Genomic DNA, 24,588 nt, shown 5'->3' with positions numbered 1-24,588 from the left:
GGCAGGCTCGTACGACACCTCGTCGAGGATGCCTTCGAAGGACAGGAGGGTGCGCCGGCCGTGGCGGTCGGCCGTTCGGCCCACCAGCGGGCCGCCGACACCTTGCGATACGTGCGAAGAGTTCCTGACATCGGGCGAACGTAATGTGGTGTCAGGACACGGACGCATGGGCCGATGACACAGAAGCCGCCAATTCGGGTACGTACGTTCGCATGACGCCCACCGCCACCTATCGTCTGCAGCTCAGCTCCGACTTCCCCTTCTCCGCGGCCGAGGAGGCGGTGCCCCATCTGGCCGCACTCGGTGTCTCGCACCTGCATCTTTCGCCGGTACTGGAAGCCGTGCCCGGCTCTCAGCACGGGTACGACGTCGTGGACCACGCACGCGTGCGGGCTGAGCTCGGCGGCGAGAAGGGCCTGCGCGCGCTGTCGCGCACGGCACGCTCGCACGGCCTCGGCCTGGTCCTGGACATCGTGCCGAACCATATGGCCGTACCGGCTCCGGAGAGTCTCAACCGGCCACTGTGGGAGGTACTCAGGGAGGGACCGGGGTCGCCGTACGCCCGATGGTTCGACATCGACTGGGAGGCGGGCGGCGGCAAGGTGCTGCTGCCCGTGCTGGCCCACCGGATCGGTGACGAACTGGACGCGCTGACGGTCGACGGCGACGTCCTGCGCTACTACGACCACGCGTTCCCGCTGCGCGAGGGCACGGCGCGGCTGCCGCTGCCCGAGCTGCTCAATGCCCAGTGGTACCGGCTCGGGTGGTGGCGGCTGGCGCGGACCGAGCTCAACTACCGGCGCTTCTTCACGATCTCCGAGCTGATCGGCGTCCGGGTGGAAGACCCGGAGGTCTTCGCGGCCTCGCACGCGAAGGTCCTCGATCTCGTACGGGAGGGTGTGCTGGACGGGCTGCGCATCGATCACCCGGACGGGCTCGCCGATCCCGAGGCGTATCTGCGGCAGCTCGGGGAGGCGGTCGGCGGCCGCTGGACCGTCGTCGAGAAGATCCTTACGGGGCGCGAGCAGCTGCCGGCGGAGTGGCCGGTCGCCGGTACGACGGGATACGACGCGCTGTACCGGATCGACGGGCTCTTCACCGACCCCGCAGGAGCGGGGGAACTGCTCCGCCACTACCGGGACTTCGCGGGCCCGACGGGTGACCGGGGCGGCTACTGGGAGGCGACGGTGCGCAGGGCCGCGTACCGGGTGCTCACCCATGAGCTGGCCGCCGAGACCGACTTCCTGGTCCGTACGGCGGAGCGCATCTGCGCGGCGGATCCGGCGCTGGGCGACCACGCGCCGTGGGCGCTGCGCGCGGCGGTGCGGGAGCTGCTGGTGCGGGTGCCGGTGTACCGGCCGTACGTGACGGCGGGCGGGCCCTGTCCCGAGAGCGCGGAGGCCGCTGTACCGGTGGCGGCCGTGCGGCAGGTGAAGGAGGGGTTCGCCGTACGGGAGGAGGCGTCGGTCGTCGATCTGGTGCGGGATCTGGCGCTGGGGAGGCTGGGTCCGGGCCCCGACCAATCGGCCTTCTGTGCGCGCTTCGCGCAGACGGCTTCGGCGCTGCGCGCGAAGTCGGTGGAGGACACGGCCTTCTACCGGTACGTGCCGCTGATCTCGGCGAACGAGGTGGGCGGGGATCCGGGCACGCCCTGGGTGAGCCCGGAGGACTTCCACGCCTTCTGCGCCCGGCTGGCGCGCGACTGGCCGGGCACCGGCACCGTGCTGTCCACGCACGACACGAAGCGCAGCGCGGACGTCAGGGCCCGTATCGCTGTGCTGTCCGAGTGCCCCGGACAGTGGGCTGGGCTGATGCGGCAGCTGGCCGAGGGGACCGCTGTACCCGCCCCCGATCCGCATCTGGCCTGGACAGCCTGGCAGACCGCCCTAGGCTTCGGCACGCCCGACGCGCAGAGGCTGACGCCTGCGCTGCTCAAGGCCGTGAGGGAGGCGGGGCTGCACACCAGCTGGACGGAGCAGGACCAGGCGTACGAGCAGGCGGTGGCCGACTTCGTGGCGGCGGGACCTGCGGGGCCGCCGTTCGAAGCGGTGGCGGCGTTCGCGCGGGAGCTCGATCCGCACGTACGGGCCAATGTGCTGGGGGCCACGCTGGTCCATCTGACCATGCCGGGCGTGCCGGATCTCTACCAGGGCACAGAGCGGGAGTTCCGCGCGCTGGTGGACCCCGACAACCGGCGCCCGGTCGGCTTCACCGTCCCGGCGTCGCCCCACGGCCTGTCCAGTGAGAAATACGCGGTGACACAGGCGGCTCTGCGGCTGCGGCGCGGGCGCCCGGACGCGTTCGGTGAGACGGGTACGTACACACCGCTGACGGCGGTGGGCCCGGCGGCCGGCCACTGCGTGTCCTTCTGCCGCTCCGGGGAGGCCGTAACGGCCGTCACCCGGCTCTCACTGCGGCTGGCGGAGGCGGGCGGCTGGCGCGATACGGAGCTGGTGCTGCCGGAAGGACGGTGGGGTGATGTGCTGGCGCCGGGGCGGGAGTTCAGCGGCGGTGGGGTGGTGCGGGCGGCGGAACTCTTCGCGACACGCCCGGTGGCGCTCCTGAGCCGGGTGGGAGGAGAGGAGCCGTAGGGGGCGCGCGTCGTGCCGCCCCACCAGCTTTTCTTTCCCCTACCCGCCCCTTCCCGGCTGTGACATTTGCGGCTGCCGCCGCGGGGGGCGCTGCCCCAGACCCCGCTCCTCAAGCGCGTCCGGGGGCCTGGGGGCTTGCCCCCCAGTCTCGGGAAGGGGCGGGTAGGGGAAATACTCGCCCGCCGCGCCCTAAGTCCTGCGCCCCGGCGCGGCGCTCCACGGCGACCACCAGCAGCTGTCTCCGAGCAGCGCCATCGCCGACGGCAGGATCAGCGCCCGCAGCACCACAGCGTCGAACAGCACTGCCACCGTGAGGCCCACGGCGATCTGCTTCATCTCGATGCGGTCGATGAAGAGGAAGCTGACGAAGACCGACACCATGATGACGGCGGCGCTGGTGACGACGCTCGCGGAGCCGGCGATTCCGTCCACCACGGCCTCGCGGGTCGGTATGCCGCGCCGGACGGCTTCCTTGATCCGGCTGACCACGAAGATCTGGTAGTCGGTGGAGAGGCCGACCAGGATGGCGAAGACCATCAGCGGCGTACGCGATCCGACGAATCCGGTGGAGTCGAAACCGAGCGGCCCTTCCGCCCAGGTGCCCTGGAAGACCAGGGTCAGCGCACCCCAGGAGACCATCACGGCGGCCAGGTTGAGCAGCACGCTCAGCACGGCCATGACGACGGACCGGAAGGCGGCGTACGTGATGGCCAGCGTCGTCAGCGACACGAAGAGGATCACCCAGGGCAGCCGCTCCTCCTGGTGTGCCGCGTAGTCCGCGCCGTAGGCGATTTCCCCGCTGACGGCCGCCTCGGTGCCGGCCACCTTGCCGACGGTCGCCGGCAGGAGCTCGTCGCGCAGCAGTGCCAGGGAGCGGTCCGCCTCGGGGCCGTTCTCGGCGTAGGGGACGGGCAGGGTCAGCATCGCCGCGCGCCCGTCCTGCGAGGTGCGCAACTGCGGCGCCCCGTCCTGAGCGAAGAGTTCATTGCCCCTGGTCCGGTCGGCGAGCTTCCGCAGGGCGGCCTTCGCCTGCTCCGCATGGGCCGCGTCGGACCGTACGAGAACGAGGTGGGCGATCCCGTCGGCCGGATAGGCGGCCGTCAGACGCTCGTACGTCGCCACGGCGGCCACGCTGTCGGGGAACGTGTCCTTGCCCTCGGTGCCGAGCTTCATGCCGAGCGTGGGCAGGGCGAGGGCCGCCGTGGCGGCGAGACCGACGAGCAGCGTGACGAGCGGCCTGCGCATGACCGGCCGCAGCATGGCGGACCACATCCGGCTCTGCTCCGGGGCGCGGCGAGCCGTGCGGCGCCTGCCCCGGCGGCCGTCCGTACGGTGCCCGAGCCTGGCGAGCAGCGCGGGCAGTACGGTCAGCGATCCTGCCACCGCGACGAGGGTGACCAGGATCGCCCCGGAGGCGATCGACGAGAAGATCACGTCGTCCATCAGGTAGAGGCCGCCGAGTGCGAAAGCGACGGCAAGACCCGAGTCGAAGATGGCCCGGCCCGAGGTGGCGGCGGCCAGTTCGACGGCTGCGGCGTGGCTGATCGTGCCACCCGTACGCTCGCGCTCCTCGCGGGCCCGCTTGAGATAGAAGAGCGAGTAGTCGACGCCGACGGCCATGCCCATCATGAAGATGACGCTGAGCGCCGCGCCGCCCGCGTCGGGTGTGATCCAGGACGCGAGGCTGTAGAGGCCCACCGCGCCGGCGAAGGCGAAGACCGCGAGAATCACCGGGATGCCGGCTGCGAGGACCGCCCCGAAGACGACGAACAGGATGATGAAGGTGACCGGCAGGCTGATCGCCTCGGTCCGCTGAAGGTCCTGGCCCTGTTTGTCGTTGACCCCGTTGGAGAGGGACGCGCTGCCGGTCTGCTCGATCCGCAGGTCCCGGTGCTCGCTCCGTACCGCCTCCGTCTGCTTCAGCAGCGCGTCGACGTCCTTCTTGGCGGTCTCCTTGTCGCCGCGCAGGGTGACGGCGACCATGAGCGCGGAGCCGTTCCGCGCGGCCTTCGGCCCGGCGACCGAGACGACGGCGGGCAGGTCCTTCATCCGCCGCTGCACGTCACGCGCGGCGTCTTCGGCGGCGGCGCCGGGCTTGCCCCCCTTTCCGCGGTCCGCCGTGATCAGCACGCGCTCGACGGGCGGGGGCGTGAGCCCGGCGTCGGCGGCGATGGCCTCGGCCCGCCCCGCCTCACCGATCCAGAAGTCGGAGAACTGCCCCTTGTTCGTCCCCACCGCGCTGCCCGCACCGACGCACACGACGAGAAACAGCAGCCAGCCGACGATGGCCCGCCATGGATGTGTGGCGCACCATCGCGCGATTCCGACGGTGACCGGCTGACCTCTGACCGCCATTGCGGTTCCCTCCCCAGGACGCTTGTCTCTTCTTGATCAGCGTCCTGGTTCGGTGCATAGCGGTCACTGGTGCCAGCAGCCGGGGCTCTTCTGCGGTTAACCCCACCCCGGCTGCGGGAAGACCCCCGGCTCAGCGCGAGGAGAGCCGGAAGCTCATCCGCCCGAAACTCACCTGGTCCCCGTCCCGTACCAGCACGGCTCCCGTGACCCGGCGCCCGTTGACGGACGTCCCGTTGGTCGAGCCGAGGTCGCGCAGGATCCACCTGTCGCCCTGCGCCGACAGTTCGGCGTGCACGCGCGAGACCGTCTCGTGGCTGAGCCGCAGTCCGTTCGCCGGATCACGCCCGATGCGCAGCGGATACGGTCCGGGTACGGGGAACAGCAGCTTCGGCAGCCGCTCCGACTGCCACGCCCTGCGCAGCCTCACGGAGAAGGCCGATGCGCGTCCCACCGCGGCGAACAGCGCCCGCGACCAGCGGCCGTCGGTCTCCAGGTCGGCGGTGAGCACGGCCAGTTCGTCGGACCTGCGGGCGGTGAGGGCGAGTTCCATGCGGCGCACGAAGGTGTCGTGCGACAACTTGCCCTGGGCCGCCCCTTCTCTGAGCATCCCGAGGGCACGATCGCGCTCGGCGTCGGACAGCCGCGCGGGATACGTGTGGAACTCGAAGGAGGACGTCACAAAGCTGATTGTCGGTCCGACCAGGCTCAAGTGTCCAGAAAGACCCCGACCGATGCCACAAGATCATTACAGTGGTCCGTGCGCTCGCACCGCTCAGGGGGCCGACTTGAAGTGACGCGGAAGTGGTGATGTACGAGCGGATCACCCTCTCCTGACGCACCATGGTGGGCGGCATCGTCGACGAGAGGGGCCGCCAGTGCTTTTCGAGGTGTGGGCACCACAGGCCGACCGGGTCGCGCTCCGGCTGGGGGGCGAGACCCATGCGATGGAGCGCGATCCGGGCCGGGACGGGTGGTGGACCGCCGAGGCCGAGGCGGACGACGGCGACCGCTACGGATTCGTACTCGACGACGGGCATGTGCTGCCCGACCCGCGCTCGCGTCGCCAGCCCGAAGGACCCGACGGGCTCAGCGCGGTCGTGGACCACAACACCTTCGCGTGGACCGGCGGTTGGAGGGGACGACCGCTGCCGGGTGCGGTCCTCTACGAGCTGCACATCGGTACGTACACCCCGGAGGGCACCTTCGACGCCGCCGCCCGCCGGCTCGGCCATCTGGCGGAGCTCGGCATCACCCATGTCGAGCTGATGCCCGTATGCCCGTTCCCCGGCACTCACGGGTGGGGGTACGAGGGCGTGTCGCTGTGGGCCGTGCACGAGCCGTACGGCGGGCCGGAAGGACTGAAGCGCTTTGTCGACACCGCGCACGGCCTGGGCATCGGTGTCGTGCTCGACGTGGTGCACAACCACCTCGGCCCCTCCGGCAATTACCTGCCCCTCTTCGGTCCGTACTTCACCGACACCCATCACACCCCCTGGGGCTCGGCCGTCAATCTCGACGCCCCGGGATCCGACGAGGTCCGTACGTATCTTCTCGACAGCGCGCTCGCGTGGCTGCGCGACTACCGCATCGACGGGCTGCGGCTCGACGCGGTCCACGCCCTCGCCGACACGCGCGCTCTGACCTTCCTCGAAGAGCTGTCCACGGCCGTGGACTCGCTCGCGGCCGAGACCGGCAGGCCGCTGTTCCTGATCGCCGAGTCCGATCTGTGCGACCCGCGGACAACGACCCCGCGCGAGGCGGGCGGGCTGGGTCTGCACGCCCAGTGGAACGACGACTTCCACCACGCTCTGCACACCACCCTGACCGGCGAGTCCCAGGGCTATTACGCCGACTTCGCCCGCGCACCGATCGACGCGCTCGCCAAGACCCTGACCCACGTCTTCTTCCACGACGGTACGTACTCGACCTTCCGGGGCCGCACCCACGGCCGCCCCGTGGACCGTACGAAGACCCCGGCGCACCGCTTCCTCGCGTACTCCCAGACCCACGACCAGGTCGGCAACAGGGCGCTCGGGGACCGGCTTTCGGCGACCCTCTCCCCCGGGCTGCTCGCCTGCGCCGCCACCCTCGTCCTCACCGGCCCCTTCACGCCGATGCTGTTCATGGGTGAGGAGTGGGCGGCCCGCACGCCCTGGCAGTTCTTCACCGACCACACCGATCCGGAGCTCGCCCAGGCCGTACGGGCAGGCAGGCGCCGGGAGTTCGCCGCGCACGGATGGGCCGAGGAAGACATCCCCGATCCGCAGGATCCGCGCACCAGGGAGCGCTCCTGCCTCGACTGGTCGGAGCCGGCGGTCGCGCCGCACGCGCGGATCCTCGCCTGGTACCGCGAGTTGATCACCCTGCGCCGTGAGCGGCCCGACCTCGCCGACCCTGACCTGGCCGCGGTGAAGGTCGCGTACGACGAGGCGGCGCGCTGGGTGGCATACCGGCGCGGCGACGTCCGGGTAGCGGTGAACCTGTCGAAGGAGCCTGCCACGATCGCACTCGGCCGCAATGGCCGCAGCGTCGTACTGGCGGCCTGGGAGCCGGTCACGCCGCCCGGCCCCGACGGGCAGCTGCGCCTGCCGCCCGAGTCCTGCGTCGTACTGGGCCCCGCGAGCGTATGACCTCTTGCCTTGGAGTGCGCTCCACGCTCTCGACGCTGGACACGCTCTGGACACGCTGGTGAAGGCGGGCAAGGTGCGCTACATCGGCGCGGGCAACGTGACCGCTTCACAGCTCCAGCGCTCCCTGGACGTTGCGCGCCGGCGCGGCTGGGAGCCGAACCGGACTCGGCCTCAGCCTCGGCCTCAGCCGACGACGGCCAGCTCGCGCGCGGTGGTGTTGAGACGCCGGCCGCCGTCCTCCGTGACGGTCACGATGTCCTCGATGCGTACGCCGAAGCGGCCCGGGAGGTAGATGCCGGGCTCGATGGAGAAGCACATGCCGGGTACGAGCGGCTGCCGCTCGCCCTCGACCATGTACGGCGGTTCGTGCGTGGTCACGCCGATTCCGTGTCCGGTGCGGTGGATGAACCGCTCGCCGTACCCGGCCTCCGTGATGACCGCGCGCGCCACCCGGTCCACCTCCTGACACGCGATCCCCGGCCGCACCGCCTCGAACGCCGCCTGCTGTGCCTCCCGTACGACGTCATGGACGCGCTGCTCCTCGGCGGTCGGGGGGCCGACGTGGACCGTCCGGGAGGTGTCGGAGCCGTACCCGTGCTTGAGGCCGCCGAAGTCGAGTACCACCATGTCGCCCTCCTCGATGACGCGCAGGCCGGCCTCGTGGTGCGGGTTGGCGCCGTTCGGGCCGCTGCCGACGACCGTGAAGTCGACCTGTTCGTGCCCGAACTGGGTGAGCAGGTGGGCGAGTTCGGCGGCGACCTCGGACTCGCGCCGCCCGGAGAAACGTACCTTGACGATCTCCTCGTACGTCGCGTCCGCCGCCGCGCCCGCCGCTTCGAGCCGGGCCAGTTCGGCCGCGTCCTTGACGGCCCGCAGCATGGGCAGCGCCTCGGTCAGCGATACGTACGAGGTGCCCGGCAGCTCCTTCTGGAGCCCGAGCAGATGCATCGCCCAGGTGTTGTCGCTGATCCCGAAGCGGCCGTCGGCGGCGAGGAGGGGCGCGGTGGCCTCGTACGGACTCTTGCCGTCGGTCCAGTCGCGCAGGGCGAGCGCGGGGGCTCCGACGGCCTGTTCGGCGTCGGGGGCTTCGAGGGTCGGCACGACCAGGACCGGTTCGTGTTCCTGTTTCGCGGACAGGACGAGGAGGGTCAGCCGCTCGGTGGCGACGGGCCGGTAGCCGGTGAGGTGGACGAGATCGGGCCCCGGGGCGACGAGTACGCCGTCGAGCCCGGCGTCGGCGGCCGACTGTGCGGCGCGGGCCATACGTTCGCGGTAGACGTCGGCGGTGAAGGGCGTGGGCGCATCGGATGTGACGGGCGCGGGAGGCATGGCTTCATCCTGCCGCGCGGGCGGTGCGCTCGCCAGCCGGTTGTGCTCGCTAGCCGGTTGCGAGGGTGACGACGAGGTCGGCGGCGTCGCGCCCCTGCTCGACGAGGCGGGCGTTGACCTCGTCCGAAGCGTGGACGAAACGCTCGGCGACAGGGCGGGGCTTGCCGAACCGTTCGTGCCGGTCGACGAGGCGGCGTACGCGCTCGTGCTGGTCGAGGTCCACGAACCAGACCTCGTCGAGCAGGTCCCGGACGCCGGCCCAGGGCCCTTCGTCGAGGAGGAGGTAGTTGCCCTCGGTGATGACGAGCGGCGCGTCCAGCGGCCCGGGTACGGCGATGCTGCCTGCGACGGGCTCTTCGAGTGCGCGGTCGAAGGCGGGCGCGTAGACGACGGTTTCGGTCGTCCCGGGGGCGCGCAGCCGGGTGAGGAGGGCGACGTACCCGGCGGCGTCGAAGGTGTCGGGTGCGCCTTTGCGGTCGGTACGCCCGAGGCGGTCGAGCTCTGCTCCCGCGAGGTGGAAGCCGTCCATGGGGACGAGGACGGCCTGCCCACCGAGGTGGTCGACGAGGTGCGCGGCGAGGGTGGACTTGCCGGCGCCGGGCGGGCCGGTGATGCCGAGGATGCGGCGGCGGCCGGGGGCGATGAGGCGGCGGGCACGCGCGACGAGCCGGTGCGGTTGCATGGGCTCATTGTTGCGATGGGGCGCCTGCGGCGCTGTCCCCTGCCCTTCCCCAAGCTCTCAACTTCGTTCGAGCAGGGGAGACCCCATTCTTCCCGCTGTGACATTTTGCGGCTGCCGCCGCGTGGGGGGCTCCGCCCCAGATCCCGCTCCTCAATCGCCGGAGGCGCGGGTAGGGGAACTGCGCCGCAGGCAAGGCCTACGCGTCGCGCCCCCGCACAGCCGCAGCCAGCCCGTCCAGCACCAAGCCGAGCCCCAACTCGAAGCCCCGGTCGTCGAGTCCGGTCAGCCCCGAACCCACACCCTCCGCCCCTTCAAGGGACTCCGCCAGCGACGGATACGCCGGCCGATACCCCTCCGGCGCCCGCGTAAAGCCCGCCGCGAACGTCTCCAGCGCAGACCCGAGCACCAGATAGTCGATCGCCGCCGCAACCTCCGCCGCCTTGGCCGGCCCGCACCCGACCCGCAGCAGCGCGCCCATCAGCGTGTCGTACCCGCGCAGAGCCTTGTCGGCCTCCACCCGCCGCCGCGCCACCATCGCGATCATGTTCGGGTAGCGCATGTACACCTCGCGGTAGCCACGGGCGTACGCCGCGATCCCCTCACGCCACTGCGGATGCTCCAGCGGCCCGAGGTCGATCTCCTCATTGATCAGGTCCAACGCCGCGTCCAGCAGATCGTCCTTGGACGCGACGTGGTGATAGAGCGACGCTCCGCTCACGCCCAGACGCTGGGCCAGCGCCCGCATCGTCAGCGCCTGCGGCCCCAGCTCGTCGAGGAGTACGAGCGCCGCACGCGCGATGTTCTCGCGGCTCAGCAGTGGCTGGCTCGGTCGGCCCATCGCGATGCTCCCCCTCTTTTCAGCCGCCAGATTACCCGGCGGAAGGGGGTTCACATCCGGCCAGGCGGCGCGTTATGGTCCCCGCACCCCATACCTAACAGCGTTAGATTTAGCTGCTCCCCCCGAGGTGACCCATGACAGAACCGCGCGCCGGCAGTCCCGCGCCACCCATCGACACCGACGCAGCCCGCCTGAGCGACCTGGGCTACCGGCAGGAGCTGCGCCGCAGCCTCGGCATCCTGGGGAACATCTCCATGGGCTTCGCCGTGGTCTCGCCCGTGGTGGCCCTGTACGCCGTGGCCATGGTCGGCACGACCATCGCGGGCCCGGCGTGGATCTGGGCACTGCCGCTGGTGCTGATCGGCCAGTGTCTGGTCGTGAACGTCTACGCCGAGCTGGCTTCCCAGTGGCCGCTCGCGGGCGGCCCGTACCAGTGGGGGCGGCGCCTCCTCGGCCCGACCTTCGGCTGGATGGGCGGCTGGGTCTGGCAGTTCGCCGTGATGTTCGGCAACACCACCGTGGCCTATCTGGCCGCCCCCTGGGTCTTCGCCCTCTTCGGGATCACGCCGACGCCCGGAGCCATGGTGGCGGTGGCCGTCTCCATCCTGCTCGGCTGCATGCTGATCAATGCGTACGGCATCAGGGTCCTGAGCCTGATCGTGTCCATGGGCATCGCCGCCGAGGCCGTCGCCTCCGTGCTGGTCGGCTTCGCCCTGCTGCTCTTCTTCCGGGAGCACGGCTTCGCCCTGTTCACGGACACCATGGGAGCCGAGGCGCTGTCCGGCGGTTCCTCCGCCATGGCCTTCCTGGCCGCCGTCGCCGTGGCGGGGTGGGCCTTCATCGGCTTCGACGCCTGCGTCTCCACCTCCGAGGAGACCAAGGACGCGGGCCGCCAGGTGCCGCGCGCCATGTGGTGGGCGCTGCTCAGCGTCGGCGCGGTCGTGATCCTGAACGCGATGGCTGTCGCCCTCGCCCACCCCGCCCCCGAGAAGGTCGTCCTGGGTGAGGACATCGACCCGGTGACCACGGCGGTGGTGCACTCCTTCGGCTCCTGGTCCGACAAGCCCTTCGTAGCCGTCGTTCTGCTCGGCTTCCTCGCCTGCGCCATGGCGTCCCAGGGCGGCGCGGCCCGTGGTCTCTACTCCCTGGCCCGGGACGGCGTCTTCCCCTTCTCCCGGCACGTACGGAAGGTCAACAAGCGCCAGGCCCCGATCGGTGGTCTGGTCGCCTCCACCCTGGTCAGCGGTTCGGCCCTGCTCCTCGGCCTCGACGCCACCGCCATCGGCAGCCTGATCGCATTCGGCACCGCGGCGACCTTCCTGCCGTTCTTCCTGACCTCCCTGGCCGCACTGGTCGCCCGCCTGCGCGGCACGTGGGTTCCCGCCGGAGCTGTGACATCAGCGGCTGCCGCCGCGGGCCGGCAGGGGAAGAAGGGCACGTGCCTCAATGTGCTGGCCGTGCTGTGGACCGGCTTCGAGGTGGTCAACGTCTGCTGGCCGCGCGCCATCCTCGCTCCTCCGGGCGCCCCCTGGTACCAGGTGTGGGCCGGTCTCATCGGCACAGCCGTGATCATCGTCGTCGGCCTGGTCTACCTGGTCGTCAAGCGCCCGCAGGACAAGATCCGCGACGACCACCACGATCGCCACGACCGTCCGGCCGTGTCCGGCAAGCCGGGCGCGGACGAGACCGCCGAGCTCGCCGCCGATCCCTCCTGACCGGCTTTCCGCTTTCCGCCCTCACCCTTCCGCGCACACATCAGCTGTTTCCCGGCAAGGAGATACGACATGACTCTGCCCCGCATGCCGCACATGAGCAGAAGAGGGTTCAGCGCCGCCGCACTGACAGCCACAGCGGCCGCCGTGCTCGGCGGCGGCCGCGCCGCCGCCGCGCCGGCCACAGCCACGACCGCCACGACCGCCAAGGAGGCCACCACCGTGTTCCGCGCCCCCGCCGAGTGGGAAGCGCACTCCGGCTGTGTCATGGCCTGGCCCTGGGACCCGGCCGTCGGCTGGGGCGGACTCCTGAACGACGCCCAGGCCGAGATCGCCGGCATAGCCAAGGAGATCGCCCGCTTCGAGCCGGTCCTGATGGTCGCCGAGCCGGGCCGCGCCGCGGAGGCACGCGCCCAGTGCGGCAGCACGGTCACCGTCATCGAATACGCGATCAACGACTGCTGGACGCGGGACACCGGACCCGTCTTCGCCGTCGACGCGGCCAAGACGCAGAAGACGGGGCTGGACTTCAAGTTCAACGGCTGGGGCGAGAAGTTCCCGTACGACAAGGACGACTTGCTGCCGGTCGGCGTGTGCGACCACCTGGGCGTACAGCGCAAGCCCGTCGACATGGTCCTTGAGGGCGGGGCGGTCATCACGGACGGGCAGGGCACGCTCATCACCACCGAGGAGTGTCTGCTCAACCCCAACCGCAACCCCACCATGACCCGCGCCCAGATCGAGGCCGCACTGCTGGCGGCGTACGGTGCGAGCAAGGTCATCTGGCTGCCGTACGGCCTCAACAACGACGACATCACCAACGGCCACGTCGACCTCGTCGCCGCCTACCTGGGCCCGGCGAAGGTCCTCCTCCACACCCAGCCCGACACCACGAGCCCCAACCACGCGCGGATGGCGGCCAACAAGGCGGTGCTGCAGAACACCACGGACGCCCGCGGCCGGCGCCTGGACATCGTGGAGCTCCACCACCAGCCCCACTTCCGGCACAACGGCCTGACGGTGGAGACGTTCAGTTACACCAACTACTACGAGACCAGCGGCAGCATCGTCGTACCCCTGTCCGGCGAGTCGGCGACGGACTCCCTCGCCCTCGCCCAGTTCCGTACGCTCTTCCCCACCCGCGAGGTCGTGGGCGCCCCGGCACGCACGCTCGCGTGGGGTGGCGGCGGCGTCCACTGCGTCACCCAGCACATCCCGCAGACGCAGTAGAGCCGGGGAGTCGTAGACGCGGACGACACGGACGACACGGACGACGCGGCAGGCGCGGTGTCGCGGTATAACGTCGGCCTCCCCTCACCGGAAGAAGCCCATGCCGCACATCGCCCTGGTCACCCTCGTCGTCCGCGACTACGACGAAGCCATCGCCTTCTACACCGACGCCCTCGGCTTCGAACTGGTCGAGGACACCGACCGCGGCGACGGCTCCCGCTGGGTGGTTGTCCGGCCGCGCGGCTCCGCAGCGGGTACGGGTCTCCTCCTGGCCCGCGCCAAGGACGCCACGCAGCTCGCGAGCGTGGGCGCGCAGACCGGCGGCCGGGTCGGTTTCTTCCTGCATACGGAGGACTTCGCGGGCGATCACGCCCGTATGACGGCGGCCGGCGTCCGGTTCATGGAGGAGCCGCGCCACGAACCGTACGGCTCGGTCGCCGTCTTCGAAGACCTCTACGGCAACCGCTGGGACCTGCTCGAAACCGCGGACACGCACCGGTGATGCCGGACATCCGGCTGCACGGGGTATCACCGAGGTGATCGACCCGAACGACGTCGGGTAGCCGAGCAGCCATCGGAGTCGCTTTCATGCATGACGACCGAAGCATCGTGGAACACCGCCTGCGGCGCGTACTGAGGGAACGCATCCAGCCCGCCGTCCGCTCCAGCCCCGTGCCGCTGACCATCGAGAGGTGGGACGCCCCGGGCGAGCCGGTGCCGGTCGCGGACGGTCTGTCCGCCGTGTACGAGCCGGCCGCACCGGGACAGACGTGGGGCCCGGCGTGGGGCACCACTTGGTTCAGGGTCACGGGCCGGGTGCCTCAGGAGTGGCGGGGCCGCACCGTCGAGGCCGTCGTCGACCTCGGCTTCGACCGGCAGATGCCGGGATTCCAGTGCGAGGGGCTGGTCTACCGCCCCGACGGGGAAGCGGTGAAGGCGCTCAACCCGTTCAACGACTGGGTGCGGATCGGCGACCCGGCGGACGGTGGCGAGGATGTGCTGCTGTACGTCGAGGCGTCGTCGAATCCGGTCCTGGTCGAGCACAGGCCGACGTACGAGGGCGACACACTCACCTCAGGCAGCGAGCCGCTGTACCGCACCGGCCGGATGGATCTGGTGGTCTTCGAGGCGCAGGTGTGGGAGCTGGTCCAGGACCTGGAGGTGCTGGGCTCGCTGATGACGGAGCTCGCCGAGGGCGACGCGCGCCGCTGGAACATCCTGCGCGCCGTCGAACGCGCCCTGGACGCAGTCGACTTGACGGACATCGCGGGGACGGCCACGCGCGCCCGGGCCGAACTGGCCGGGGTCCTGGCCTCCCCCGCGAACGCGTCCGCGCACCGCATCAGCGCGGTCGGCCACGCGCACATCGACTCGGCGTGGCTGTGGCCGCTGCGCGAGACGGTGCGCAAGGTGGCCCGCACCTGTTCCAACGTGGTCGCGCTGATGGACGACCACCCGGAGTTCGTCTTCGCGATGTCGCAGGCGCAGCAGCTCGCCTGGATCAAGGAACACCGTCCGGAGGTCTTCGCGAAGGTCAAGAAGAAGATCGCGGACGGGCAGTTCGTGCCGGTCGGCGGGATGTGGGTGGAGTCCGACACGAACATGGTGGGCGGGGAGGCGATGGCCCGCCAGTTCCTTTACGGCAAGAAATTCTTCATGGACGAGTTCGGGATCGAGACGAACGAGGTCTGGCTGCCCGACTCCTTCGGCTACACGGCGGCGATGCCGCAACTGGTGAAGCTGTCGGGGTCGAAGTGGTTCCTGACGCAGAAGATCTCATGGAGCCAGGTCAACACGTTCCCCCACCACACCTTCTGGTGGGAGGGCATCGACGGCACACGCGTCTTCACCCACTTCCCGCCGGTCGATACGTACAACTCCGACCTGGGCGGCGCCCAGATGGCACACGCGGCCCGCAACTACCGTGAGAAGGGCCGTGCTTCGCGCTCCCTGGCCCCCTTCGGCTGGGGCGACGGCGGTGGCGGCCCCACCCGGGAGATGCTGGCGCGGGCGCGGCGGCTGCGGAACCTGGAGGGCTCGCCGAAGGTGACGGTGGAGAAGCCCTCCGCCTTCTTCGCCAAGGCGCAGGCGGAGTATCCCGACGCGCCGGTGTGGGCGGGCGAGCTGTATCTGGAGCTGCACCGCGGTACGTACACCTCGCAGGCGAAGACCAAGCAGGGCAACCGGCACAGCGAGTCGCTGCTGCGGGAGGCGGAGCTGTGGTCGGCGACGGCGGCCGTGCGCGTCCCCGGCCACGCGTACCCGTACGACGACCTGGCGCGCATCTGGAAGACAGTCCTGCTGCACCAGTTCCACGACATCCTGCCGGGATCGTCGATCGCGTGGGTGCACCGGGAGGCGCGGGAGACGTACGCGCGGGTACGGGCGGAGCTGGAGGCGATCACGGTCGCGGCGCAGACGGCGCTGGCGGGCGACGGCTCCCGGGACCTGGTCTTCAACGCATCGCCGCACGAGCGGCGTTCGGTCCCGGCGGGCGGCGCGGCGGCGGTCGGCCCCCGCACGACGCCTCCGGTCACGGTGGTATCCCACTCGGGCGGCTACGAGATCGCCAACGGCCTGCTCCGCGTCATGGTCGACGCACGCGGCCTGGTGGTCTCGGCGTACGACATCGAGGCGCAGAGGGAGGCGGTCGCGCCGGGCCGGGCGGCCAACCTCCTCCAGATCCACCCGGACTTCCCGAACGCGTGGGACGCGTGGGACGTAGACGAGTTCCACCGCCACAACGTGACGGACCTGGTGGAGCTCGACGCGCTGGAACTCGTCGAATCGACGGAGGACCGTGCGGTCATCGCCGTCTCACGCTCCTTCTCCGGCTCGACGGTCGTGCAGCGCCTGACCCTGCGCTCCGGCGCGAAAGTCCTGGACATCGAGACGGACGTGGACTGGCACGAGACGGAGAAATTCCTGAAGGCCGCCTTCCCGCTCGATGTGAAGGCCGACCGGTCGGCCGCGGAGACGCAGTTCGGGCATGTCTTCCGCGCCACCCACACCAACACCTCCTGGGACGCCGCCAAGTTCGAGATCTGCGCGCACCGCTGGATCCACGTCGAGGAGCCGGGCTGGGGCGCGGCGGTCGTCAACGACTCGACGTACGGCCATGACGTGACCCGCGCCGTCCGCGAGGACGGCGGCCAGACCACGACGGTCCGCCTCTCCCTCCTGCGCGCCCCGCGCTACCCGGACCCGGCCACCGACCAGGGCGCCCACCGCCTGCGCTTCGCACTGGCACCGGGCGCGACGGTCATGGACGCGGTCCGCGAGGGCCACTGGATCAACCTGCCGGAGCGCACGCTGACGGGAGGCGCACGACCGGTCGCCCCGCTCCTCACCGTCGACAACGACAGCGTCGTCGTCGAGGCGGTGAAGCTTGCCGAGGACCGCAGCGGTGATGTGATCGTGCGCCTCTACGAGGCGGGCGGCGGCCGCGCCACGGCGAAGCTGGCGACGGCCTTCCCGGTCAAGACCCTCACGGAAACGGACCTGCTGGAGCGCCCGTTGCCGGATGCGGCGGTGTACGAACCGGCCTCTGACGGCACGCTGCGACTGACCCTGCGCCCGTTCCAGATCCTGACCCTGCGCCTGACGCGGGGCTTCTAGGGGGGTGTCCGCCGCTACGGCCCGGGGCCGGCAGCGCAATCCGCTGTGCACGCCCGCCCCCGGCCCGTAGCATCCGCCGACGTGCCCTACGAATTCCACCACCGTGCCGTAGTAGCCGACACCCACAACGACCTGCTCATGGCGGTCACCGCCCGCCCGCCCCGCCGCTGGGCGGCCTTCTTCCGCGACCAGTGGCTGCCGCAACTCCGCGAAGGCGGCGTGGACCTCCAGGTGCTGCCCGTCTTCATCGACGACCGGTTCCGCCCCGAGGGCGCGCTGCGCGAAACCCTGCGCATGATCGAGTGCGCGCACACGCTGGCCGAGGGCAACGCGGACGCGGTACGGCTGTGCCTGGACGGCGACGACATCGACGCGGCCCTCGCCGAGGGCCGGATCGCCCTGGTCCTGGCCCTGGAGAGCGCCCCGGGCGTGGACGCGAACGTCGAACTCTTCCCCACCCTCCACCGCCTGGGCGTACGTATCGCCTCCATAGCCCACTGGGGCCGTACGCCACTTGCCGACGGCAGCGGCGAGGACGCCACCGGAAGCCGCCTCACGGAGGCGGGCGTCGAGGCTCTCGCCGAGATGGAACGCCTCGGCATCCTCTTCGACGTGTCGCACCTGAGCGCCTCCGGCGTCGCCCACGTCCTGGAACTGGCCACCCGCCCGGTCATGGCCACCCATTCCTCGTCCCGCGCCCTGCGCGACCACCACCGCAACCTCACCGACGCCCAGATTCGCAGCATCGCGGCAACGGGCGGCACGGTGTGCGTGAACTTCCTCCCGGAGTTCCTGGCCGACGACCCGGCCGCATGCACCCTGGACCGCCTGACCGACCACATCGAGCACATCACCGAGATCGCCGGCGCCGACCACGTGGGCCTGGGCCCGGACTTCATCCAGGAAGTCATCGGCGACACCACCCCGCCCTGCTGCGAGACCGACTACGGCTTCCCGTGGTCGCTGCCGGGCATCGAGGGCCCGCGCGGTCTGCCCCTGGTCACGGAGGCACTGCTGAACCGGGGCCTGCCCGAGGACGTCGTCCGCAAGATCCTCGGTGGCAATGTCCTCGACCTGTTCCGCAAGGAGCTGGGCCGCCCGAACTACAACTGAGCCTCGTCGAGAGCGCCCGTCAAGCGACCCAGGAGCCCTTGAAGGCCGAGGATCTCCTCGATCGAAAGGCCGGTCGCGGCAAGAATCCTGCGCGGCACCGGCAGCGCCCGCTCACGCATCTCGGCGCCCGCCTCCGTCAGCTGGACAGTTACGGAGCGTTCGTCCGCGGCGCTTCGCTCACGTCGCACCAGGCCTGCGGTCTCCAGCCGCTTGAGCAGCGGGGAGAGCGTGCCGGAGTCGAGGCGCAGCTGCTCGCCGATCGCCTTGACGGGCTGCGGGCCGTGCTCCCAGAGAACCAGCATGGCCAGGTACTGGGGATACGTGAGGCCGAGGTCCTTGAGCGCGTCACGGTAGACGCCACCGAAGGCGCGCGAGGCGGCGTGCAGAGAGAAGCAGACCTGGTGATCGAGGCGGAGCAGCTCCGCATCGGACACCGCGGGGAGGACCGGGTCGGCGGTCGGCGGGGGCGTCATGGATCCAGAATAACCCCTCGCACATCATTAGGTTGTACACAACTAAATGATGTGCAACTCTTATGTCTCCGGCAGACGAACCGAGGGAGACCCCATGAACGCGCTGTACACCGCTGTCGCCACCGCCAACGGCCGCGAAGGCCGCACCGTGAGCTCCGACGGTCAGATCGACCTCCCCCTCGCCATGCCCCCGGCCCTCGGCGGCAACGGTCAGGGCACCAACCCCGAGCAGCTCTTCGCCGCCGGGTACGCCGCTTGCTTCGCCAGCGCGATGGGGGCGGTGGCCCGCCAGATGAAGGTCGACACCAAGGACGTCTCGGTGACCGCCGAGGTCTCCATCGGCAAGGACGACACGGGCTTCGGACTCGCGGTCGTCATGCGCGTGGAGCTGCCGGACGCCCTGGCGGGCGAGACGGGCCGCCGACTGGTCGAGGCGACCCACGCCTACTGCCCGTACTCCAAGGCCACCAGCGGCAACATCGAGGTCGAACTCGTCATCGAATAACGCGCCGACGCTGCGTGCAACAACGCGTGAAGGGGTGCCCCTGCCGGGGCACCCCTTCAGTTTTCATACCGCCACGACGTGCACATCCGGTGGCTCCAACAGCGAGAGGTACGACTTCAAGTCGTCCGGATCACTGGTGAAAATAACCGCGCTGCTGTGCCTGACGGCAGCCATCGCAACCCAAGCGTCCACCGCGTCGGGCTTCTTCTTCGGCGGTAGTTTCGCCTCACCGAGCGCCGTGCCGACGCGCCGCCAGTCCACAACATCGGGACCCATCGCGCAGGCGATGCACTCGGGGCGGCCGGCGCTCGTTTCGCGCATCGAGGGCGCCGAGCTCCGGGCCTGCGGCACCGTGCAGTCCTTCAGCACCCCGGCCAGTGCGTGCACCAGTGCCGGGCGAGGCCGCCAGACCTGGGCGAGAACCGGTCCGAGCACCAGCGCACGGTGCGGGCTCGCCTTCATCCCCTCATGCAGGCGAACCGCCTTGGCCTTGCGGCCGGCGAGCTCCGTCAACTCTCCCGGAGAGAACAGCGGCCCCTCCCGCGTCAGCCCTCGTCCGGGGTCAGCCGCAGCGAGATCGAGTTGATGCAGTACCGCTGGTCCGTCGGGGTCGGATATCCCTCGCCCTCGAACACGTGGCCCAAGTGCGAGCCGCACTTCGCGCAGCGGACCTCTGTGCGGGTCATGCCGTGGGAGGTGTCCGCGATCAGTTCGACCGCGTCCGTGTCCTTCGGGTCGTAGAAGGACGGCCAGCCGCAGTGGGACTCGAACTTCGTGTCCGAGCGGAAGAGTTCCGCGCCGCACGCCCGGCAGGAGTAGACGCCGGTCGTCTTGGTGTCCGTGTACTCGCCTACGAAGGCGGGCTCCGTGCCGGCCTGGCGCAGGACCGCGTACTCGGCGGGGGTCAGTTCCACGCGCCACTGCTCGTCGGACTTTTCGACGTCGTACGACATGGTGCGCTCCCTCAGTTCGACAGGCGGGCCAGGATGGCCGGGCCGAGGTCCGTCACGTCACCCGCGCCCATCGTGAGAACGAGATCGCCCGGCTTCGCCATTCCCGCGATCACGTCGGGGACCGTCGTCTTGTCGGACACGGCGGTCACGTCGGCGCCTGCCGTGCGGGCCGCGTCGATGATGAGGGTGCTCGTGATGCCGGGGATCGGGTCCTCGCGGGCCGGGTAGATGTCGAGGACCACCGAGGCGTCCGCGAGGGACAGCGCCTGGCCCATTTCGGTGCCCAGTTCCTGGGTGCGGGAGAAGAGGTGGGGCTGGAAGACGACCAGGAGGCGACCGGAGGGGGCGTCGGCAGCCGCTGTCGCGCCGCGCATGGCTTCCAGGTCTGCGGTCATCTCGGTCGGGTGGTGGGCGTACGAGTCGATGACCTGGACGCCGTTCGCCTCGCCCTTGAGCTGGAGGCGGCGCTTGACGCCGGTGTACTTGCCGAGGGCGGAGGCCAGATTGTGCGCCGGGATGCCCAGGGCTGTGCCTGCGGCCAGGGCGGCCACCGCGTTGTGGGCGTAGTGGCTGCCGGGGACCGAGACCGTGAAGGTGAGGTAGCGGCCGTCGAGGACGACCGTGACCTCGCTGGTGAGGCCGCGCGGGGTGACCTTGTGGACGCGTACGTCGGCCGACGGGGACTCGCCGTACGTGACGATCTTCAGGGTGGAGAGGTCGCGGAGGCGGGAGGTGAGTTCCACCGCGCCCGCCTGGTCCGCCGAGATGACCAGCGTGCCGCCGGGGACGACCTTGCCGACGAACGTCTCGAACGAGTCGTAGATCTCGTCCATCGAGGCGTAGTTGGCGTGGTGGTCCAGCTCGACGTTGAGGACGATGGCGACCTCGGGGTCGTACTTCTGGAAGCTGCGGTCGCTCTCGTCCGCCTCGGCGACGAAGATGTCGCCGGAGCCGTGGCGGGCGTTCGTGCCCGGGCCTTCGAGGTCGCCGCCGATCGCGTACGACGGGTCGAGGGCGAGCTCGGTCAGGGCCACGGCCAGCATTGATGTCGTGGTCGTCTTGCCGTGCGTGCCGGCGACGGCGATGGCGCGCAGGGCCTCCATCAGCGAGGCGAGCGCGTCGGAGCGGTGGACGACGGGGATGTCCAGCTCGGCGGCGCGGACCAGCTCCGGGTTGTCGGGGCGGATGGCGCTGGACACGACGACGCAGGTCGCGTCGGTGGCCAGGTGCTCGGCCGCGTGGCCGATGTGGACCGTGGCGCCCAGCGCGCGCAGCGCGTCGGCGGTGCCGGACTCGCGTGCGTCGCTGCCCGCGACCCGTGCGCCGCGCTGGGCCAGGATCTTCGCGATGCCCGACATTCCGGCTCCGCCGATGCCGATGAAGTGCGGTCGGTCCATGGCGGTGGGAAGGCCGGGTGCCATACGTGATTCTCCCAAGGTGTGACGGGTGAGCGGTGCCCCAGCCTATTCGTTGTGGGAGAAGAGCTTGAGCACCGGTACGCCGACCTTGTGGCGGGCTCGGGAGGCCCAGTCGCGGTGGAAGAACTCCTCGACGTAATGGGGTGCGGTCAGCACGATCACCTCGTCGGCGCTGGTCTCGGCCACGACGGACTTGAGAAGGTCCAGCGGATGCTCGGCGACGACCTGGCCCACGGCCTCGTGACCCCGCGCCCGCAGCGCCTCCAGGGTCGCCTCCAGGCCGCGTTCGGCGAGGGGCTTCGCCTCCTCGCCCCGGGGCTTCTCGGGCTCGTGGACGGCTTCGTCGACCCGGCCCAGCGCCACGTCGTCGATGGCACGCAGCAGGACGTCCGCCTGGTCTCCGCGCGGCTGCATCAGCACGATGAAAGAGACGCTCTCCTCGCCGTGCAGGGTGGTGACGAATTCCACGTCGACGGAGGTCAGGGGCTTCTCGATCATCAATACGCTCGTGAACACGACGGGCGCCCTTCTCTTCTTCGTGGGCCGGTGCTTCCCGGTCTCGCCGCCGGCCCTGCGGAAACCATCCTTCCCCGTGCCCGCACGGGGACTGCGAAGTAAGTGTGCCCAACGGGAGCTAACCGGAACGGTAAATTCCGCTGATTGTCAGATCCGACGGTACTGGGTGAAAAGGAACCCGGCCTCCTCCAGTACGGACGCCAGTGCGAAGCGCTCGGGAACGGGCAGTCCCGGCCCGTCCGCGATCCGCTGGGCCCGCCCCGCAGTGAGCATGGGCGACACTGTGAGGCACAGCTCGTCCAGCACATCGGCCACGATGAACTGCGCCAGCAGCCGGGGCCCGCCCTCGGTCAGCAACCGGGTGAGCCCCCGCTCCGCCAGCGCCTCCACCGCACGCGGCGGCTCCACCGCCGCCCTCTCCCCGGCGATCACCACCTCGGCCCCGGCCTCCCTGGCCGCGCGGATCCGGTCGAGGGGGGCCGTGGCCCCGGTCAGCACCAGAGTGGGGACGAGCGGCGACGTAAAGAGCGGAAGGGAGAAGTCCAGGTTCAGGCTGGCGCTGACCACGGCGATGGCGGGTGCGGGGCCCTGTCCCGCCGCTGCCCTGCGCTCCGCGAAGGCCTCGCGCGCGCGGGCCGGGCGGTAGCCCTCAAGGCGGACCGTCTCGGCGCCGACGATCACCACATCGGCCAGTCCCCGCAGCGTCCCGAAGATCCGCATGTCCGTGTCGGACGAGATCGGCTGCGAGCGTCCGTCGTGCTGAGCGGCGCCGTCGAGCGAGGAGACCATGTTGGCCCGGAGCCAGGAACCGGGCCTGGACGCGGAGCCGGTCCCGGACTCGGACTCGGCCCCGGACTCGGACTCGGCCCCGGCGCCCTCCGTCGGATACGCGTAGGCGTCGGCCAGCTCGTCGAGGCTCCACTCGCCATCGGCGGCGGAGACTGTTTCATCGGTCACAGGGAACAGGCGTCGCATGCCGAGCAGTCTGGCACGGAGCTTAGAGTGGAGAGCTGTGTCGACATCCACCGCCGCTCAGGGCCCCGGGCCCATATCCGAAGCGGTTCCCCAGTCCCTGTGCGCACGCGAGCCGCACGTCCCCGCCGACCGCCTGGTCGCGGAGATGGTGCCGCCGCCGCGCTTCGACTCGGTGCGCTTCGATACGTACGTACCCGACCCGAACCAGCCCAGCCAGAGCGAGGCGGTCGAGGTCCTCAGCGCCTTCGCGGCCGGCCTCGGCGGGGCCACCGCGATCCCCGGCGGCAAGCGGCGCTGGTTCGCGAAGAAGCCGGCCGCGCCCACCGCGCCGCGCGGGGTCTACCTCGACGGCGGGTACGGCGTCGGCAAGACCCACCTGCTCGCCTCCCTCTGGCACGCCACGCCCGCGCCCCGGGAGCTCAAGGCCTTCGGCACCTTCGTCGAGCTGACGAATCTGGTCGGCGCGCTCGGCTTCCAGCAGACCGTGCAGACGCTGAGCAACCACCGTCTGCTCTGCATCGACGAGTTCGAGCTCGACGACCCGGGCGACACCGTCCTGGTGTCGTCGCTGCTGCGCAGGCTGGTCGAGGCGGGCGTCGCCCTCGCCGCGACCTCCAACACCCTGCCGGGCAAGCTCGGCGAGGGCCGCTTCGCCGCCGTCGACTTCCTGCGCGAGATCCAGGGCCTGTCCGCCCACTTCCGGCCGCTGCGCATCGACGGTGAGGACTACCGCCACCGCGGCCTGCCCGAAGCCCCCGCGCCGTACTCCGACGCAGAGGTCACCAAGGCGGCGTACGCGACCGAGGGAGCCAGCCTCGACGACTTCCCGCACCTGCTCGACCACCTCGCCAAGGTCCACCCGAGCCGGTACGGGGCGCTCACCGACGAACTGCGCGCCGCCTGCCTCACCGATGTGCGGCCGGTGCCGGACCAGTCGACTGCGCTGCGCCTGGTCGTACTCGCCGACCGGCTGTACGACCGGGAGGTGCCGGTGCTGGCCTCCGGGCTGCCATTCGACCGGCTGTTCAGCGAAGAAATGCTGAACGGCGGGTACCGCAAGAAGTACTTCCGGGCGATCTCCCGGCTCACCGCCCTGGCACGCGACGCGAAGGACCTTGTGGCCCACTAAGTTGGGCGGAGATCACCATCCGCCTAGAAGGGGTTCGACATGGCAGCCACGCGTCACGCACACACCGTCTGGGAAGGCGACCTGTTCAAGGGCAAGGGGACCGTGACCTTCGATTCGTCCGGCATCGGCTCCCACCCTGTGTCCTGGCCGGCCCGTACGGAGGAGCCGAACGGCATGACCAGCCCCGAGGAGCTGATCGCCGCCGCCCAGTCCAGCTGCTACAACATGGCGTTCTCCAACGTGCTGGCCAAGGCCGGCACCCCGCCGACCCGCCTCAACACCCGGGCCGACGTGACGTTCCAGCCGGGCGAGGGCATCACCGGAATCCACCTCACCGTGGAGGGCGAGGTCCCGGGCATGGACCAGGAGGCCTTTGCCAAGGCGGCCGAGGTGGGCAAGGAGAACTGCCCGGTCAGCCAGGCACTGACGGGTACGAAGATCACGCTGAGCGCGTCACTCGTCTGACGACCCATTGAGGTGTTGTGACCCGCATGGTTCACGTGAGATCACTTGCGTGGTAC

The 24,588-nt window shown here is 70.6% G+C and carries 20 protein-coding genes and 1 pseudogene; 10 read left to right on the top strand and 11 right to left on the bottom strand.

Annotated features, from left to right (window positions below):
• Nucleotides 1–212: 212 nt before the first annotated feature.
• On the top strand, nt 213–2,591 hold the full coding sequence (gene treY / locus PXH83_RS25410; protein WP_274563424.1) for a malto-oligosyltrehalose synthase: 2,379 nt from the start codon (nt 213–215) through the stop codon (nt 2,589–2,591).
• 189 nt (nt 2,592–2,780) lie between these two features.
• On the opposite strand, the gene PXH83_RS25405 is transcribed toward treY, so the two are convergent.
• Complete coding sequence (locus tag PXH83_RS25405) at nt 2,781–4,946, bottom strand: MMPL family transporter (RefSeq protein ID WP_274563423.1); 2,166 nt, start codon at nt 4,944–4,946, stop codon at nt 2,781–2,783.
• Nucleotides 4,947–5,076: 130 nt separating this feature from the next.
• Nucleotides 5,077–5,625, bottom strand: coding sequence for a DUF1707 and FHA domain-containing protein (locus tag PXH83_RS25400; RefSeq protein ID WP_274563422.1), 549 nt, complete (start codon nt 5,623–5,625; stop codon nt 5,077–5,079).
• Between the two features lie 196 nt (nt 5,626–5,821).
• Here PXH83_RS25400 and treZ point away from each other — a divergent pair, with 196 nt between their 5' ends.
• A complete protein-coding gene (treZ, locus tag PXH83_RS25395) occupies nt 5,822–7,576 on the top strand; it encodes a malto-oligosyltrehalose trehalohydrolase (protein WP_274563421.1) in 1,755 nt (584 codons plus the stop codon).
• A gap of 183 nt (nt 7,577–7,759) precedes the next feature.
• On the opposite strand, the gene PXH83_RS25385 is transcribed toward treZ, so the two are convergent.
• The 3 genes and pseudogenes from PXH83_RS25385 to PXH83_RS25375 form a co-directional block, all read right to left on the bottom strand.
• Complete coding sequence (locus tag PXH83_RS25385) at nt 7,760–8,905, bottom strand: aminopeptidase P family protein (RefSeq protein WP_274563420.1); 1,146 nt, start codon at nt 8,903–8,905, stop codon at nt 7,760–7,762.
• Nucleotides 8,906–8,954: 49 nt separating this feature from the next.
• Nucleotides 8,955–9,590: pseudogene (locus PXH83_RS25380) on the bottom strand (nucleoside/nucleotide kinase family protein); the annotation flags it as partial.
• 193 nt (nt 9,591–9,783) lie between these two features.
• Nucleotides 9,784–10,425, bottom strand: coding sequence for a TetR/AcrR family transcriptional regulator (locus tag PXH83_RS25375; RefSeq protein WP_274563419.1), 642 nt, complete (start codon nt 10,423–10,425; stop codon nt 9,784–9,786).
• 134 nt (nt 10,426–10,559) lie between these two features.
• Between PXH83_RS25375 and PXH83_RS25370 the strand changes: the two genes are divergently transcribed.
• The 5 genes from PXH83_RS25370 to PXH83_RS25350 all read left to right on the top strand — a co-directional run bounded on the left by PXH83_RS25370 (nt 10,560) and on the right by PXH83_RS25350 (nt 18,098).
• Nucleotides 10,560–12,140, top strand: a complete 1,581-nt coding sequence (locus PXH83_RS25370; RefSeq protein WP_274563418.1) for an APC family permease — start codon at nt 10,560–10,562, stop codon at nt 12,138–12,140.
• 69 nt (nt 12,141–12,209) lie between these two features.
• Entirely contained in the window at nt 12,210–13,367 is a 1,158-nt protein-coding gene (locus PXH83_RS25365; protein WP_274563416.1) for an agmatine deiminase family protein, read from the top strand.
• Between the two features lie 100 nt (nt 13,368–13,467).
• Nucleotides 13,468–13,869 (top strand): VOC family protein, encoded by a 402-nt coding sequence (locus PXH83_RS25360; RefSeq protein WP_274563414.1) that lies wholly within the window; start codon nt 13,468–13,470, stop codon nt 13,867–13,869.
• Nucleotides 13,870–13,955: 86 nt separating this feature from the next.
• Nucleotides 13,956–16,985 carry an alpha-mannosidase gene (locus tag PXH83_RS25355; protein WP_274563412.1) on the top strand — a complete coding sequence of 1,010 codons (3,030 nt, stop codon included), beginning with the start codon at nt 13,956–13,958 and terminating at the stop codon, nt 16,983–16,985.
• Nucleotides 16,986–17,066: 81 nt separating this feature from the next.
• Complete coding sequence (locus PXH83_RS25350; RefSeq protein WP_274563409.1) at nt 17,067–18,098, top strand: dipeptidase; 1,032 nt, start codon at nt 17,067–17,069, stop codon at nt 18,096–18,098.
• Here the strand turns inward: PXH83_RS25350 and PXH83_RS25345 are convergent.
• On the bottom strand, nt 18,089–18,571 hold the full coding sequence (locus PXH83_RS25345) for a MarR family winged helix-turn-helix transcriptional regulator (RefSeq protein ID WP_274563407.1): 483 nt from the start codon (nt 18,569–18,571) through the stop codon (nt 18,089–18,091). The two genes, PXH83_RS25350 and PXH83_RS25345, sit on opposite strands and share 10 nt — an antisense overlap.
• Nucleotides 18,572–18,665: 94 nt before the next feature.
• Here PXH83_RS25345 and PXH83_RS25340 point away from each other — a divergent pair, with 94 nt between their 5' ends.
• Nucleotides 18,666–19,076, top strand: a complete 411-nt coding sequence (locus PXH83_RS25340) for an organic hydroperoxide resistance protein (protein WP_274563405.1) — start codon at nt 18,666–18,668, stop codon at nt 19,074–19,076.
• Nucleotides 19,077–19,139: 63 nt separating this feature from the next.
• On the opposite strand, the gene PXH83_RS25335 is transcribed toward PXH83_RS25340, so the two are convergent.
• The 5 genes from PXH83_RS25335 to PXH83_RS25315 all read right to left on the bottom strand — a co-directional run bounded on the left by PXH83_RS25335 (nt 19,140) and on the right by PXH83_RS25315 (nt 22,938).
• The gene (locus PXH83_RS25335) at nt 19,140–19,589 is read right to left on the bottom strand and encodes a hypothetical protein (protein ID WP_274563403.1); all 450 of its coding nucleotides are present in this window, start codon (nt 19,587–19,589) and stop codon (nt 19,140–19,142) included.
• Between the two features lie 32 nt (nt 19,590–19,621).
• Nucleotides 19,622–20,029 carry a peptide-methionine (R)-S-oxide reductase MsrB gene (msrB, locus tag PXH83_RS25330; protein WP_274563401.1) on the bottom strand — a complete coding sequence of 136 codons (408 nt, stop codon included), beginning with the start codon at nt 20,027–20,029 and terminating at the stop codon, nt 19,622–19,624.
• Nucleotides 20,030–20,040: 11 nt separating this feature from the next.
• Complete coding sequence (gene murC, locus PXH83_RS25325) at nt 20,041–21,450, bottom strand: UDP-N-acetylmuramate--L-alanine ligase (protein WP_274563399.1); 1,410 nt, start codon at nt 21,448–21,450, stop codon at nt 20,041–20,043.
• A 42-nt stretch (nt 21,451–21,492) separates the two neighbouring features.
• A complete protein-coding gene (locus PXH83_RS25320) occupies nt 21,493–21,963 on the bottom strand; it encodes an indole-3-glycerol phosphate synthase (protein WP_274563398.1) in 471 nt (156 codons plus the stop codon).
• Between the two features lie 147 nt (nt 21,964–22,110).
• A complete protein-coding gene (locus PXH83_RS25315) occupies nt 22,111–22,938 on the bottom strand; it encodes a pyrimidine reductase family protein (RefSeq protein WP_274563397.1) in 828 nt (275 codons plus the stop codon).
• Between the two features lie 37 nt (nt 22,939–22,975).
• Between PXH83_RS25315 and zapE the strand changes: the two genes are divergently transcribed.
• Nucleotides 22,976–24,067: a cell division protein ZapE gene (gene zapE, locus PXH83_RS25310; protein WP_274563396.1), complete on the top strand. Its 1,092-nt coding sequence runs from the start codon at nt 22,976–22,978 to the stop codon at nt 24,065–24,067.
• A gap of 39 nt (nt 24,068–24,106) precedes the next feature.
• Nucleotides 24,107–24,532 (top strand): OsmC family protein, encoded by a 426-nt coding sequence (locus tag PXH83_RS25305; RefSeq protein ID WP_274563395.1) that lies wholly within the window; start codon nt 24,107–24,109, stop codon nt 24,530–24,532.
• Nucleotides 24,533–24,588: the final 56 nt, after the last annotated feature.

It is taken from the genome of Streptomyces spiramyceticus, assembly GCF_028807635.1.
Lineage (GTDB): Bacteria > Actinomycetota > Actinomycetes > Streptomycetales > Streptomycetaceae > Streptomyces > Streptomyces spiramyceticus.
Note: the sequence above shows the minus strand (reverse complement) of the source record. Positions and strands in the feature narration are given on the sequence as shown.